Below are 12,409 nucleotides of genomic sequence, written 5' to 3'. Positions count from 1 at the left end.
GCCCTGCTGACCTGGGAGGACGGGGCTGGTCGAAGGCTCCGTCCACCTCGGGGGAGAGGGGCGCCCCGGCTGCTCAGGCGGGGACGGGCTCCAGGTCGGCACCGTCGAATGGTGGATAGGTCTCGTCGCCCAATCGCTCGGCCGCGTGGATGTAGCCGGCAAGAGCGTCGCGGGACTGAGCGAGTCTGTTGATCTGATCGTCCAGTCGCCGCAGCCGTGACCTCATCGCGGCCAGCGACTCGGGACACCCGAGCAGCTCCGGGGCCTCCCCGACCACACAGGGCAGCAAGTACGCGATGTCCTCGCAGGACAAACCGGCACCAAGCAGGTGCCGGATCTGCGTCACCCGCAGCACGGCGTTCTCGGCGTACTCGCGGTATCCGTTCGCACCGCGGTCTGCCTCCAGCAGGCCCTGGGCCTCGTAGTAGCGCAACTGATGGGCATGGACGCCCGTCCGGCGGCTCAGTTCCCCGATTCGCATCGAAACCTCACTTGACCTTCACGCCGGTATCAACGTTGACGATGCTGCCATGAACAACAAACCCGGAACACCCGTGACGGTCATCGGACTTGGACTGATGGGCCAGGCACTCGCCGGAGCGTTCCTGAAAGCCGGGCATCCCACAACCGTGTGGAACCGCACGACCTCCAAGGCCGACCAACTGGTGGCCCTGGGTGCACGGTTGGCGCCAACGGTCGGCGACGCGATCAGGGCAGGTGCCCTGACGATCATCTGCGTCACCGACTACCAGGCCATGCACGAGCTGCTCGGCGCGAGCGATATCGAGCTGCGCGGCACGATGTTGATCAACCTGACCTCGGGCGACTCGACCCAGGCTCGGGAAGCCGCCCAATGGGCCGAGCAGCGCGGCGCCCATTACCTGGACGGCGCCATCATGGCCATCCCGCCGGCGATCGGCAGCGCCGATGCGGTGATCCTGCACAGCGGGCCGCAGTCGGACTTCGAGGCGCACAGGTCAACACTCGACGCGCTCGGCACCGTCACCTACCTTGGCGCGGACCATGGGCTGGCATCCCTGTACGACGTGGCTGGCCTGGCCATGATGTGGAGCGTCCTGAACGCCTGGCTGCAGGGCACCGCCCTGCTCAGGACGGCCGGTGTTGACGCCGCCACGTATGCGCCGTTCGCGCAGCAGATCGCTACCGGTGTGGCCGAATGGCTGCCTGGGTATGCCCAGCAGATCGACAGCGGCTCCTTCCCGGCCGAGGTGTCGGCCCTGGAGACCGACGCGCGGGCGATGGCTCACTTGATCGAGGAGAGCGAGGCGGTGGGTGTCAACGCCGAACTGCCGAAGTTGATCAAGGCGATGGCCGACCGCGCGATCACCGCCGGACACGGTGGGGAGCAGTACCCCGTGCTGATAGAAGAGTTCGGCAAACCCCGCAACGACTGACCGATTGGCGCTCGCGACCGCACTGGGGTGTTTGGTCCGGTGGCCTCGGATCGGACGGTGTCCCGGCTGGTCGATGTCCTGGCCGCGGCTGGGCAGTGGTCCCTGTCCGAGATCCGGGCCGCGCGGGCCGAAGTTCGCGAGCGGGTGTGGCAGCCGGCGGGCGAGGTGGCACCGGACGCGGGCGGGCAGGTGGTCGTGGACATCGACGGAGTGCTGGTCATCGCGCACTCGGACAAGCAGGACGCCGCCGCGACCTGGAAGATGACGTATGGCAAGGAACGTCCGCTCCCCGGCGCCCAGTTGCGCTTCACCGGCGCCGACGGCCATCGGCTGACCTGCTTTGCGTGCCGGCGGGGGTACGTGTGGCGCGATGGCGGGCCGGACCGCAGCGGCGGCGCAAGGCCGGCCGCTGCGGCGGCGGTGTCACCCTCCCGCCGTGGGTGCTACAGGGCCTGGGCCGCCGGCTGGACCATGTTGCGTACCGTGCGCGCCTTCACGAACTGGCCCATCGCCGTCATCTCCCACTCGCCCGAGAACTGGCGGATCAGCTTGGCCATCATCACGCCCGTCTGGGCCTCGGCGTTGGTGAGGTCGAAGCGGACGAGTTCCTCCCCGGAGGCGGCGTCCAGGAGGCGGCAGTACGCCTTGGCGACCTCGGTGAACTTCTGGCCGGAGAAGGAGTTGACGGTGAAGACCAGGCCGGTGACCTCCTGGGGGATCCGCCCCAGGTCGACGACGATCACCTCGTCGTCGCCCCCGCCCTCACCGGTGAGGTTGTCGCCGGAGTGCTTGATCGCGCCGTTCACGATGGACAGCTTGCCGAAGTAGCAGCTGTCGATGTGGTTGCGCTGCGGACCGTAGGCGATGACGGACGCGTCGAGGTCGATGTCCTTGCCGCGGTACGCCGGTTCCCAGCCGAGCCCCATCTTGACCTGCGAGAGCAGCGGGCGGCCGCCCTTGACGAGGGAGACGGTCTGGTTCTTCTGGAGGCTGACGCGGCCCTTGTCCAGGTTGATCTTCCCGGCGCCGGGGGCGGGCGGGGGCGGCGCCTGGGGCATCGGCGGGGCCGGCGGGGTGACCGCTGCCTGCGCCGCGGGCGCCGCGGGCGCCGCGGGCGCCGCGGGCTGGGCCGGTGCCGCCGGTTCCTCCACCGAGACGCCGAAGTCGGTGGCGATGCCGGCCAGACCGTCGGCGTACCCCTGGCCCACCGCACGGGCCTTCCAGACGCCGTTGCGCAGGTAGATCTCCACGACCACCAGTGCCGTCTCGGTGCCGAGCTGCGGGGGTGTGAAGGTCGCCAGGACGCTGTTGTCGTCCGCGCCGCGGATCGTGGCCGTCGGTTCGATGCCCTGGAACGTCTGGCCCGCGGCGTCCGGGCTCGCGGTGACGACGATCTTCTCGATGCCGGGCGGGACCGCGGACGTGTCGACGGTGATCGCGTCGGGTGCCGTGCCGCCGCCCGAGCGGTACGTCACCCCCGGTCCGCTCGGCTGGTTGTAGAAGATGAAGTCGTCGTCGGAGCGCACCTTGCCGTCGGCGGTGAGCAGCAGGCCCGATACGTCGAGCCGCACCGGTGCGGCGACGTCCACCGTCACGCGCACGACGGGGAGAGGGATGTTCGAGCCGGGGGTCATAGCTGTCATGCCGGGTGAACGAACGAGACCACTTTGCCGTTCCCTTACCTGGGCCGAACGGGCCCGCCCGTGCTCCTCGCGTTCAGACGCGGATGACCTGCGGACCGAGCAGCGCGTACCGCTGGGCCTCGGCCGAGGGCAGCAGGGTGCTCGTCACGATCGCCTCCAGCGCGTCGATCCCGGCGAACCGGCAGAAGGTCACCGCTCCGAACTTGGTGTGCACGCCCGCGAACACGGTGCGGCGCGCGGCCCGGATCGCCTGCGCCTTGACCTCGCCGACCGCGGGGTCGGGCGTGGTCAGACCGTGCTCGCGGGAGATGCCGTTGGCGCCGATGTAGGCGAGGTCGACCACGAAGCCGGCCAGCATCTTCGTCGTCCAGTGGTCGACGGTCGCGAGGGTGCCGGGCCGCACCCGGCCGCCGAGCAGCAGCACCGAGGTGTTCTCGGCTTCCGCGAGCGCGCCCGCGACCGGCAGGGAGGCGGTGACCACGGTCAGCGGCCGGTCCCGGGGCAGGGCCTCGGCGATGAGCTGCGGGGTGAAGCCCTCGTCGACGAAGACCGTCTCGGCCTCCCCGAGCAGTCCGGCCGCGGCGGCCGCGATCCGGCGCTTCTCGGGCACGTGACTGGTGGCGCGGTAGGAGAGCGTCGTCTCGAAGCCGACGCTCTCGACGGGATAGGCGCCGCCGTGCGTACGGCGGACCAGGCCGTGGTCCTCCAGGGCGCGCAGATCCCGCCGTACGGTCTCCTTGGCCACACCCAGTTCGGCGGCGAGTGCCGCGACGTCGACGGAGCCGGTGGCACGGGCGGAGCGCACGATCTCCCGCTGCCGCTCCTCCGCCGTTCTCGGGGTCATGACCACACCTCCTCGCTTCCCCCCCCGGACTGCCCGTTCGGGCCCCGCGGGCCCATGGGGGAATTTCTACAGCGGGTGTGCGGCGGTGGACCAGGTCTGTTGCGGACCGGCGGGCCGGGGGACCGGCGGGCCGGGGGACAGGCGGGCCGGGGACAGGCGGGAGGGTGCGTCCCGGCCCGGGGCGGGGCGTCCCGTCAGTACGGCCAGATCGGCGGGTCGCTGACGAAGTGGCCGCCCAGGCAGGCGTGCGCGATGTTGTCCGGGTCCAGCTCTCCCTGCTCGGCGATCAGCTTCTCGGCGTACGGCTCGGAGTCGTCCTGCGGCTCGTAGCCGAGCGCCCGCGCCGACGACAGGTCCCACCACAGGCGGGTGTTGGCGGAGGAGCCGTAAACGACCGTGTGGCCGACGTCCTCGGCGGTCAGGGCCGCGTGCAGGAGACGGGCGCCGTCGGCCGGGCTCATCCACACCGACAGCATCCGCACGCTGGTCGGCTCGGCGAAGCAGGAGCCGATGCGCACCGACACCGTCTCCAGGCCGTGCTTGTCCCAGTAGAGCTGGGCGAGGTCCTCGCCGAAGGACTTGGACAGGCCGTAGAAGGTGTCCGGGCGGTGCGGCGTGTCGACCGGGATCAGGGGGTCGTCGCCGCGGGGGCGGGGGGTGAAGCCGACGGCGTGGTTCGAGGAGGCGAAGACGATCCGTCCGACGCCCTCCTCGCGGGCGGCCTCGTACAGGTTGTACGTCCCCTCGATGTTGGCCTTCAGGATCTTCTCGAAGGGGGCTTCCAGGGAGATGCCCGCGAGGTGGATGATCGCGTCGACGCCCCGGACCGCCTCCCTCAGGGCCTCCCGGTCGGCGAGGTCCGCGACGATCGCGTCCGGCTCGCCCTCGACGGGGCGCAGGTCGAGCAGGCGCAGTGCGTAGCCGTAGTCGGGGAGCAGGTCCCGCATCAGCGTGCCGAGGCCGCCGGCGGCGCCGGTGAGCAGGACGGTACGGGGAGCGGGCATCCTCGGGTCTCCTTGCGGTCGACGGCCGGACCGCCGCATGCACGGACCGCGTTGTACGGCCGCATGCATGGACGATATTCACATGCTTGGACACGCTAAGGATCTCCCGCGTCCTCCGTCAAGTGTCCCGCGGACCTGGCGATTCCGGCCCTGACGTGCCGTGTCCGCGCTTGACCGGGCCGGAACCCGCTCCCTAGGGTGAGCGTGTTCAGAAATGTGGACACTGGTCAGAAGAACGCACGCGTCGTTCCAGGGAGAGCCCGTGACGTCAGCCCCTCTCGCCGCCCCTCTCTCCGCACGCCTCCGCGTCCCCAGCGGACCGCTGTTCTTCCCCGTCACGGCCTACGGCGCCGACGGCTCCGTGAACCTCGACGTCTACCGCGCGCACGTGCGCCGGGGCGTGGAGGCCGGCGCCGCCGCCGTGTTCGCCTGCTGCGGCACGGGGGAGTTCCACGCGCTCACGCCGGAGGAGTTCGAGGCCTGCGTCGGGGCGGCCGTCGAGGAGACCGGCGGACGGGTGCCGGTCGTCGCGGGCGCCGGGTACGGGACCGCCCTCGCCGTGCGCTACGCGAGGCTGGCGCGGGCGGCCGGGGCCGACGGACTGCTCGCCATGCCGCCCTACCTGGTCGTCGCCGCCCAGGAGGGCCTGCTGCGGCATTACCGGGAGGTGGCGGCCGCCACCGGACTGCCCGTGATCGTCTACCAGCGCGACAACGCCGTCTTCACCCCCGCCACCGTCGTCGAACTCGCCCGCACCGACGGGATCATCGGACTCAAGGACGGTCTCGGCGACCTCGACCTCATGCAGCGGATCGTCAGCGCCGTACGCACCGAGGCCCCCGGCGACTTCCTCTACTTCAACGGCCTGCCGACCGCCGAGCAGACCCAGCTCGCGTACCGCGCCCTGGGCATCACCCTCTACTCCTCCGCCGTGTTCTGCTTCGCCCCCGAGATCGCCCTCGCCTTTCACCGCGCGCTCGCCACCGGCGACGAGGCCACCGCCCACCGCCTGCTCGACGGCTTCTACCGCCCCTTCGTCGAACTGCGCGCCCAGGGCCGCGGTTACGCCGTCTCCCTCGTCAAGGCGGGCGTGCGGCTGCGCGGGCTGGACGTCGGCGAAGTCCGCCCGCCGCTGCACGAACCGAGCGAGGATCATGTCAAGCAGCTCGCCCGGGTGATCGAGCGCGGGCACGCGCTCCTGGAGGAGGACAAGTGAAGGCGTCGACGTTCGTCTACCCCTGGGACGTCATCGGCGATCCCGAGGCCCCGGCCCGCATCGCCTCCCTGGGCGTGGAACAGGTGACCCTCGCCGCCGCCTACCACTCCACCCGCGCCCTCACCCCCCGCCACCCGCGCCACCGCATCGTCACCGCCGAGCACGCGGCCGTGCTGTACCCCGTGGACGGCCGCTGGGAGGGCCGGGAGCTGCGCCCGTACGCGGCCGGCGACTGGGCCCCCGGCGACGCGTACGGCGAGGCCGCCCGGGCCCTCGCGGACACCGGCCTGGAGGTGCACACCTGGGTCGTCCTCGCCCACAACTCCCGGCTGGGCGCCGACCATCCGCGGACCTCCGTCGTCAACGCCTACGGCGACCGCTACCCCTGGGCGCCCTGCATCGCCCAGCCCGCCACGCGCGCGTACCTCGTCGACCTCGCCGCCGAGGCCGCGGTACGCCCCGGCGCGCGCGGCACCGAACTGGAGTCCCTCGGCTGGTACGGCCTCCAGCACCTGCACGCCCACGACAAGACCGGTGGGGTCGGTCTCGGCGACGCCGGCCAGTACCTGATGGCGCTCTGCTTCTGCCCCGCCTGCCGGGCCGGATACTGCGCCCAGGGCCTGGACGCCGACGCGCTCGCCGCCGCCGTACGGGAGGCGCTCCGGCCGCTGTGGCAGGGGGAGCCGGACGACGGGGGCTGGGCGGGCGTCGAGAAGCTGCTCGGGGAGGAGACGGCCGCGGCCACACGCGCGTGGCGCGACGAAACCGCCCGCACCCTCCAGGAGGCGGCCGTCGCCGCCGTCCGCGCGGCCGCCCCCGACGGCTTCCAGGTGCTGCTGCACGCCGACCCGGTGACCTACCACGTCGGCGCCAACCCCGGCGTCGACCCCGCCCACGTCCTGTCCGTCGCGGACGGTGTGGTGGTGCCGTGCGCCGGCGGGCCGGGCCTGCTGACCCCCTTCGCCGAACAGGGCGCCGAGGGCGCGGTGATCGCCGCCAACTTCGGCGTCGTCTCCGGCATGGGCGGCAGCCCGCGAACGCTCACGGCCGACGCGGCCCGCGCGCGCGAACTCGGCGCGACGGAGATCCGTCTGTACCACGCGGGCCTCGCCTCCGACGCGGACCTGACAGCCGTGAGGGAGGCGCTGCGCGCCCGCTGAACGGAGGCGCCCAGGGATAGGTGCCGCACATTCCGGCGACGGGGGACCGCCGAACAGGGGCGCCCCGGGGAAAGCCGCAGGGCCGGCGCCTGCGGTGGGCGGGACCGGTGTTTTCGGGGGAGCGATGAGTTCCGGGGGTGCGGGCGGTCCACCCCGTATGACCGACACGACGACCACACTCGACCTCGGACCGCAGACCAGGATCGTGGCGCGCCTCGCGGCGGCCGTCCGGGACGAGCAGCTCGCGGGCGGCACGCCCTGTCCGGGGTGCGCCGTCCGCAACATGCTCGGCCATCTCACGGGCCTGGCCGCCGCCTTCCGGGACGCCGCGCGCAAGGAGCCGGGGTCCCTCACCGACACCGCGCCCGACGCCGCCGCGGCGGATCTCGGACCCGGCTGGCGCACCGCGCTGCCCCGGCTGCTCGACGAACTCGCCGACGCCTGGCGGGACCCCGCCGCCTGGACCGGCATGACCCGTGCGGGCGGCCTCGACATGCCCGGCGCGGTCGCCGCCGCCGTCGCCGCCGACGAGCTGGTGATCCACGGCTGGGACCTGGCCCGGGCCACCGGCCAGGAGTACGCCCCCGACCCGGCGGCGCTGCGGGCGTCGTACGCCTTCCTGCGGGCGGCCGCCGACGGGTCGGACCGGGGCGACGGGATCTTCGGCCCCGTCGTGCCCGTCCCGCAGGACGCCCCGCTGCTCGACCGGGCGGTCGGGCTCAGCGGACGTGATCCGGGCTGGACACCGTAGACGGCCTTGTGAGATTGGCCCAGACATACGGAATAAGGGCGCACCCGGCCGCGGGAGATCCGTACGCTCCCCAGCATGCCCCTCAGTCTCACCGTCCTCGGCACCGCCTCCCCGCACCCCCGGCCGGGCCGCCCCTGCTCCGGCTACCTGCTGCGCGGCGGAGGCGCCGAGATATGGGTGGACGCGGGATCCGGAACGTTCGCCGAGTTGCAGCGGCACACGGATCCGGAGCGGCTCACGGCGATCTGGATCTCCCATCTGCACGCCGACCACAGCGCCGATCTCCTCGCCGCCGCCTACGCGTTCGCCTACGGCGGGATGACCCCGCCCGTCCCCGTCCGGGTGTACGCGCCCACCGACTGCGCCCGGCGCCTGGCCGGCTTCTTCGGGCGTCCCGACGTACGGTTCCTGAGCGGCGTCTTCGACTTCCGTCCCTTGTACGACGGCCACTCCGTCCGGCACTGGAACGTGCGCCTCACCTCCCGCGCGGTGGCGCACGACACCGAGACCTACGGTCTGCGCGCCGAGTCCCAGGGGAGCATCTTCGCGTACTCCGGGGACAGCGGGCCCTGTGACGCCCTCGGTGAACTCGCCTCCGGGGCGGACATGTTCCTGTGCGAGGCCGACACCGACCGGCATCGCGAGGGCGAACAGGTCCACCTCACGCCGGAGGACGCCGGCGACGCCGCCCGCAAGGCGGGTGTGCGCGAGCTGTACATCACGCACGTCGGCCCCACGCTGACCAGGGAGTCCGCGACCGCCCGGGCCGCCGCCGTCTTCGGCGGGCCGACCCGCGCCGCGCGCGAGGGCGAGACCATCCCGTTCTGATCCCCTCCCGATCCCTTCTGACGCCCCATGAGGCGCAACCTCAACTTCCTTTGTCAGAAGCATTGACGAAACACAGGCGCCCTCCTACCTTCAACGCGTCGTACTTCGTACGTCATATATGAGACGCGATATGTGAGATCCGATCCGAGATCCGTGAGATCCGAGAGGCGCGCATGACCTCTGTGCCCACGCCGATCCCGTCCCGCACGCAGTACGTGCTGGAGGAGATCAAACGCCGCATCCTCACCGGGCGGTTGACGCCGGGTCAGGCCCTGGTCGAGACCGAGCTCGCCGCGCAGTTCGGGGTGTCGAAGACCCCGGTGCGCGAGGCGCTCAAGACCCTGGCCGGCACCGGACTGGTCGTGATGAGCCAGTACAAGGGCGTCACGGTGCGCATGGTGGACGCGGACATGGCGCGCGAGGTCTACGACGTACGGCTGCTGCTCGAACCGGAGGCGCTGCGACGGGCCGTGCGCCGCGGAGCCTCGCTGGACGCGGCGCGTTCCGCGCTGACCAGGGCCGACGAGGCGACCGACACCGCCGAACGGTCCCTGGCCAACCGGGAGTTCCACCGCGCGCTGTACCTGCCGTGCGGCAACCCGCTGCTCGGCCGGATGCTCGACGAGGTCCGCGACCAGGCCGCCCTGGTCTCCGCCGTCGCCTGGGCCGCCTCGCCCTCCTGGGAGCGGGAGGCCGGCGAGCACCGCGAGATCCTGCGGCTCGCCCTGACCGGTGACGCGGACGGCGCGGCGCGCGCGCTCCACGCCCACATCGCGTCCTTCGTGCACCGGGCGTTCCCCGAGACCGCCGAGGACATCCAGGCAGAGGAAGGTCAGGAATGAGCAGCGTGGCGTTCGAGACCCAGCGGGCGGCCCTGGCCGACGTGGTGGCGATCCCGGTGACCCCGTTCGCCGAGGACGGCTCCGTGGACCAGGCCGCCCACCGGGCCCTGCTGCGCCGTCTGCTCGACGGCGGGATCACCACCCTCACCCCGAACGGCAACACCGGCGAGTTCTACGCCCTCACCCCCGAGGAGCGGCGGCTCGTCACGGAACTGACGATCGACGAGGCGGGGGAGCGTTCCACCGTCCTCGTCGGGGTCGGCCACGACGTCCCCACCGCCGTCGCCTCCGCCCGGCACGCCCGTGAGCTGGGCGCCCAGATGGTGATGGTCCACCAGCCGGTCCACCCGTACGTCTCGCAGCGCGGCTGGGTCGACTACCACCGGGCCGTCGCCGAGGCCGTGCCCGAACTGGGCGTCGTCCCGTACATCCGCAACGCGCAGCTGCACGGCGAGCGCCTCGCCGAACTCGCCGACGCCTGTCCGAACGTGGTCGGCGTGAAGTACGCCGTCCCGGACGCGGCCCGCTTCGCCGCCTTCGCCCGGGACGCGGGCCTGGAGCGCTTCGTCTGGGTCGCGGGCCTCGCCGAGCCCTACGCCCCCTCCTACTTCTCGGCGGGCGCCACCGGCTTCACCTCGGGGCTCGTGAACGTCGCCCCTGCCGTTTCGCTGAACATGATCGAAGCGCTTCGATCTGGGGACTATCCGGCGGCGATGAAGGTCTGGGAACAGATCCGCCGCTTCGAGGAGCTGCGCGCCGCGAACGGCTCCGCCAACAATGTCGTGGTCGTCAAGGAAGCTCTGGCCTCCCTGGGCCTGTGCCGCCGTGACGTCCGTCCGCCGAGCCGCCCGCTGCCGGAGGGCGAGCGCGCCGAGGTCGCCGCGATCGCCGCGGGGTGGTCCATATGAAGCGCTTCGACGATCATGCCGACGACCGCGCCGAGCGTCCCGTGAAGCGCCCGGAGGAGCTCCGGAGCCACCAGTGGTACGGCACCGAGGGCCTGCGCTCCTTCAGTCATCGCGCCCGCACCCGCCAGCTCGGCTACCTCCCCGAGGAGCACCTCGGCAAGCCGGTCGTCGCGATCCTCAACACCTGGTCGGACATCAACCCCTGTCATGTGCACCTCCGTGACCGCGCCCAGGCGGTCAAGCGGGGCGTGTGGCAGGCGGGCGGCTTCCCGCTGGAGTTCCCGGTCTCCACCCTCAGCGAGACCTTCCAGAAGCCCACGCCCATGCTCTACCGCAACATGCTCGCGATGGAGACCGAGGAGCTGCTGCGCTCGTACCCGGTCGACGGGGCCGTCCTGATGGGCGGCTGCGACAAGACGACCCCCGCCCTGCTCATGGGCGCGGCCAGCGTCGACCTGCCCGCCGTCTTCGTGCCCGCCGGGCCCATGCTGCCGGGCCACTGGCGCAACGAGGTCCTCGGCTCCGGCACCGACATGTGGAAGTACTGGGACGACAAGCGCGCCGGCCTCATCGGCGACTGCGAGATGGCCGAGCTGGAGAACGGTCTCGCGCGTTCGCCGGGCCACTGCATGACGATGGGCACCGCGTCCACGCTGACCGCCGCCGCCGAGGCGCTGGGCGTGACGGTCCCGGGCGCGTCCAGCATCCCGGCCGTGGACTCCGGGCACGACCGGATGGCGGCCAGGGCGGGCATGAGCATCGTCGAGCTCGTCCACCGGGACCGGAAGCTCTCCGACATCCTCACCCGTGACGCCTTCGAGGACGCCGTGACCACCGTCCTCGGCCTCGGCGGCTCCACCAACGCCGTCATCCACCTCATCGCCATGGCCGGCCGCGCCGGCGTCGTCCTCACCCTCGACGACTTCGACCGCATCGCCCGCACGGTCCCGGTCCTCGCCAACGTCCGCCCCGGCGGCCGGACGTACCTCATGGAGGACTTCCACTTCGCCGGCGGTCTGCCCGGATTCCTCTCCCGGATCCCGGACCTGCTCCACCTGGACCGGCCGACCGTCTCGCACGACACGATGCGCGAGCAGATCGCCGGCGCCCGGGTGCACGACGACGACGTCATCCGGACCCGCGACAACCCGGTCGCCGCGGAGGGCGGGGTCGCCGTGCTGCGCGGCAACCTCTGCCCGGACGGCGCCGTCATCAAGCACATCGCGGCCGAGCCGCACCTGCTCAAGCACACCGGTCCCGCGGTCGTCTTCGACGACTACAGGACCATGCAGCGCACCATCAACGACCCCGACCTGGGCATCACCGCCGACAGCGTGCTGGTGCTGCGGAACTCCGGCCCCAAGGGCGGCCCCGGCATGCCCGAGTACGGCATGCTGCCGATCCCCGACCACCTGCTCAGGCAGGGCGTGCGGGACATGGTCCGGATCTCCGACGCCCGCATGAGCGGCACGAGCTACGGCGCCTGCGTCCTGCACGTGGCACCGGAGTCCTACGTCGGCGGCCCGCTCGCCCTGGTCCGCACGGGCGACACGATCACCCTGGACGTCGACGCCCGCACCCTCCATCTCCACGTGGACGACGAGGAACTGGAGCGGCGCCGGGCGGCCTGGACCCCGCCGCCCACCCGCTACGAGCGTGGCTACGGCGCGCTCTACAACGAGCAGATCACCCAGGCCGACACCGGCTGCGACTTCGAGTTCCTGGCCCGCCCGGGCAAGGTCGCGGACCCCTACGCGGGCTGAACCGGCAGCACGACAGCGCACACCCCTGCGCATGG

Annotated in this window: 12 protein-coding genes and 1 pseudogene; 9 read left to right on the top strand and 4 right to left on the bottom strand. The window is 72.2% G+C overall.

All coding sequences use genetic code 11. The features are described from left to right. Window positions 1–73: 73 nt before the first annotated feature. Window positions 74–481: a MerR family transcriptional regulator gene (locus ACFY2L_RS00650; protein WP_390656047.1), complete on the bottom strand. Its 408-nt coding sequence runs from the start codon at window positions 479–481 to the stop codon at window positions 74–76. A 49-nt stretch (window positions 482–530) separates the two neighbouring features. Here ACFY2L_RS00650 and ACFY2L_RS00645 point away from each other — a divergent pair, with 49 nt between their 5' ends. Beyond that, on the top strand, window positions 531–1,415 hold the full coding sequence (locus ACFY2L_RS00645; protein ID WP_390821158.1) for an NAD(P)-dependent oxidoreductase: 885 nt from the start codon (window positions 531–533) through the stop codon (window positions 1,413–1,415). A 12-nt stretch (window positions 1,416–1,427) separates the two neighbouring features. Then, window positions 1,428–1,856, top strand: a pseudogene (locus ACFY2L_RS00640) (IS1380 family transposase); the annotation flags it as partial. A gap of 2 nt (window positions 1,857–1,858) precedes the next feature. On the opposite strand, the gene ACFY2L_RS00635 reads toward ACFY2L_RS00640, so the two are convergent. The 3 genes from ACFY2L_RS00635 to ACFY2L_RS00625 form a co-directional block, all read right to left on the bottom strand. Continuing rightward, a complete protein-coding gene (locus ACFY2L_RS00635; RefSeq protein WP_390821682.1) occupies window positions 1,859–3,049 on the bottom strand; it encodes a TerD family protein in 1,191 nt (396 codons plus the stop codon). Between the two features lie 82 nt (window positions 3,050–3,131). Then, window positions 3,132–3,902, bottom strand: a complete 771-nt coding sequence (locus ACFY2L_RS00630) for a DeoR/GlpR family DNA-binding transcription regulator (RefSeq protein ID WP_390821157.1) — start codon at window positions 3,900–3,902, stop codon at window positions 3,132–3,134. Window positions 3,903–4,096: 194 nt separating this feature from the next. Then, window positions 4,097–4,906 (bottom strand): NAD-dependent epimerase/dehydratase family protein, encoded by an 810-nt coding sequence (locus ACFY2L_RS00625; RefSeq protein WP_390821156.1) that lies wholly within the window; start codon window positions 4,904–4,906, stop codon window positions 4,097–4,099. A 214-nt stretch (window positions 4,907–5,120) separates the two neighbouring features. Between ACFY2L_RS00625 and ACFY2L_RS00620 the strand changes: the two genes are divergently transcribed. The 7 genes from ACFY2L_RS00620 (at window position 5,121) to araD (ending at window position 12,374) form a co-directional block, all read left to right on the top strand. After that, the gene (locus ACFY2L_RS00620) at window positions 5,121–6,122 is read left to right on the top strand and encodes a 5-dehydro-4-deoxyglucarate dehydratase (protein WP_390656051.1); all 1,002 of its coding nucleotides are present in this window, start codon (window positions 5,121–5,123) and stop codon (window positions 6,120–6,122) included. After that, complete coding sequence (locus tag ACFY2L_RS00615) at window positions 6,119–7,282, top strand: hypothetical protein (protein ID WP_390821154.1); 1,164 nt, start codon at window positions 6,119–6,121, stop codon at window positions 7,280–7,282. Before ACFY2L_RS00620 ends, ACFY2L_RS00615 begins: the two co-directional genes overlap by 4 nt. 157 nt (window positions 7,283–7,439) lie before the next feature. Then, window positions 7,440–8,033, top strand: a complete 594-nt coding sequence (locus tag ACFY2L_RS00610; protein WP_390656053.1) for a TIGR03086 family metal-binding protein — start codon at window positions 7,440–7,442, stop codon at window positions 8,031–8,033. 75 nt (window positions 8,034–8,108) lie between these two features. After that, on the top strand, window positions 8,109–8,861 hold the full coding sequence (locus ACFY2L_RS00605) for an MBL fold metallo-hydrolase (RefSeq protein WP_390821153.1): 753 nt from the start codon (window positions 8,109–8,111) through the stop codon (window positions 8,859–8,861). 173 nt (window positions 8,862–9,034) lie between these two features. Beyond that, window positions 9,035–9,703 carry a GntR family transcriptional regulator gene (locus ACFY2L_RS00600; RefSeq protein ID WP_390656055.1) on the top strand — a complete coding sequence of 223 codons (669 nt, stop codon included), beginning with the start codon at window positions 9,035–9,037 and terminating at the stop codon, window positions 9,701–9,703. After that, entirely contained in the window at window positions 9,700–10,611 is a 912-nt protein-coding gene (locus ACFY2L_RS00595; RefSeq protein ID WP_390656056.1) for a dihydrodipicolinate synthase family protein, read from the top strand. The genes ACFY2L_RS00600 and ACFY2L_RS00595 overlap by 4 nt, the downstream gene beginning before the upstream one ends. Continuing rightward, window positions 10,608–12,374 carry an L-arabinonate dehydratase gene (araD, locus tag ACFY2L_RS00590; protein ID WP_390656057.1) on the top strand — a complete coding sequence of 589 codons (1,767 nt, stop codon included), beginning with the start codon at window positions 10,608–10,610 and terminating at the stop codon, window positions 12,372–12,374. The genes ACFY2L_RS00595 and araD overlap by 4 nt, the downstream gene beginning before the upstream one ends. Window positions 12,375–12,409 lie beyond the last annotated feature (35 nt).

Origin of the sequence: Streptomyces sp. NPDC001381, assembly GCF_042895685.1 — a bacterium.
GTDB lineage: Bacteria > Actinomycetota > Actinomycetes > Streptomycetales > Streptomycetaceae > Streptomyces.
The sequence above is the reverse complement of the archived record's forward strand: the minus strand, read 5'-3'. Positions and strand labels throughout refer to the sequence as shown.

Excerpts from the sequence above, each read along its gene's own strand:
- ACFY2L_RS00600 (WP_390656055.1), top strand. The coding sequence starts at position 9,035 with ATGACCTCTGTGCCCACGCCGATCCCGTCCCGCACGCAGTACGTGCTG.
- ACFY2L_RS00620 (WP_390656051.1), top strand. The coding sequence starts at position 5,121 with ATGTGGACACTGGTCAGAAGAACGCACGCGTCGTTCCAGGGAGAGCCC.
- ACFY2L_RS00635 (WP_390821682.1), bottom strand. The coding sequence starts at position 3,049 with ATGACCCCCGGCTCGAACATCCCTCTCCCCGTCGTGCGCGTGACGGTG.
- araD (WP_390656057.1), top strand. The coding sequence starts at position 10,608 with ATGAAGCGCTTCGACGATCATGCCGACGACCGCGCCGAGCGTCCCGTG.
- ACFY2L_RS00645 (WP_390821158.1), top strand. The coding sequence starts at position 531 with ATGAACAACAAACCCGGAACACCCGTGACGGTCATCGGACTTGGACTG.
- ACFY2L_RS00630 (WP_390821157.1), bottom strand. The coding sequence starts at position 3,902 with ATGACCCCGAGAACGGCGGAGGAGCGGCAGCGGGAGATCGTGCGCTCC.
- ACFY2L_RS00605 (WP_390821153.1), top strand. The coding sequence starts at position 8,109 with ATGCCCCTCAGTCTCACCGTCCTCGGCACCGCCTCCCCGCACCCCCGG.
- ACFY2L_RS00595 (WP_390656056.1), top strand. The coding sequence starts at position 9,700 with ATGAGCAGCGTGGCGTTCGAGACCCAGCGGGCGGCCCTGGCCGACGTG.
- ACFY2L_RS00650 (WP_390656047.1), bottom strand. The coding sequence starts at position 481 with ATGCGAATCGGGGAACTGAGCCGCCGGACGGGCGTCCATGCCCATCAG.
- ACFY2L_RS00625 (WP_390821156.1), bottom strand. The coding sequence starts at position 4,906 with ATGCCCGCTCCCCGTACCGTCCTGCTCACCGGCGCCGCCGGCGGCCTC.
- ACFY2L_RS00610 (WP_390656053.1), top strand. The coding sequence starts at position 7,440 with ATGACCGACACGACGACCACACTCGACCTCGGACCGCAGACCAGGATC.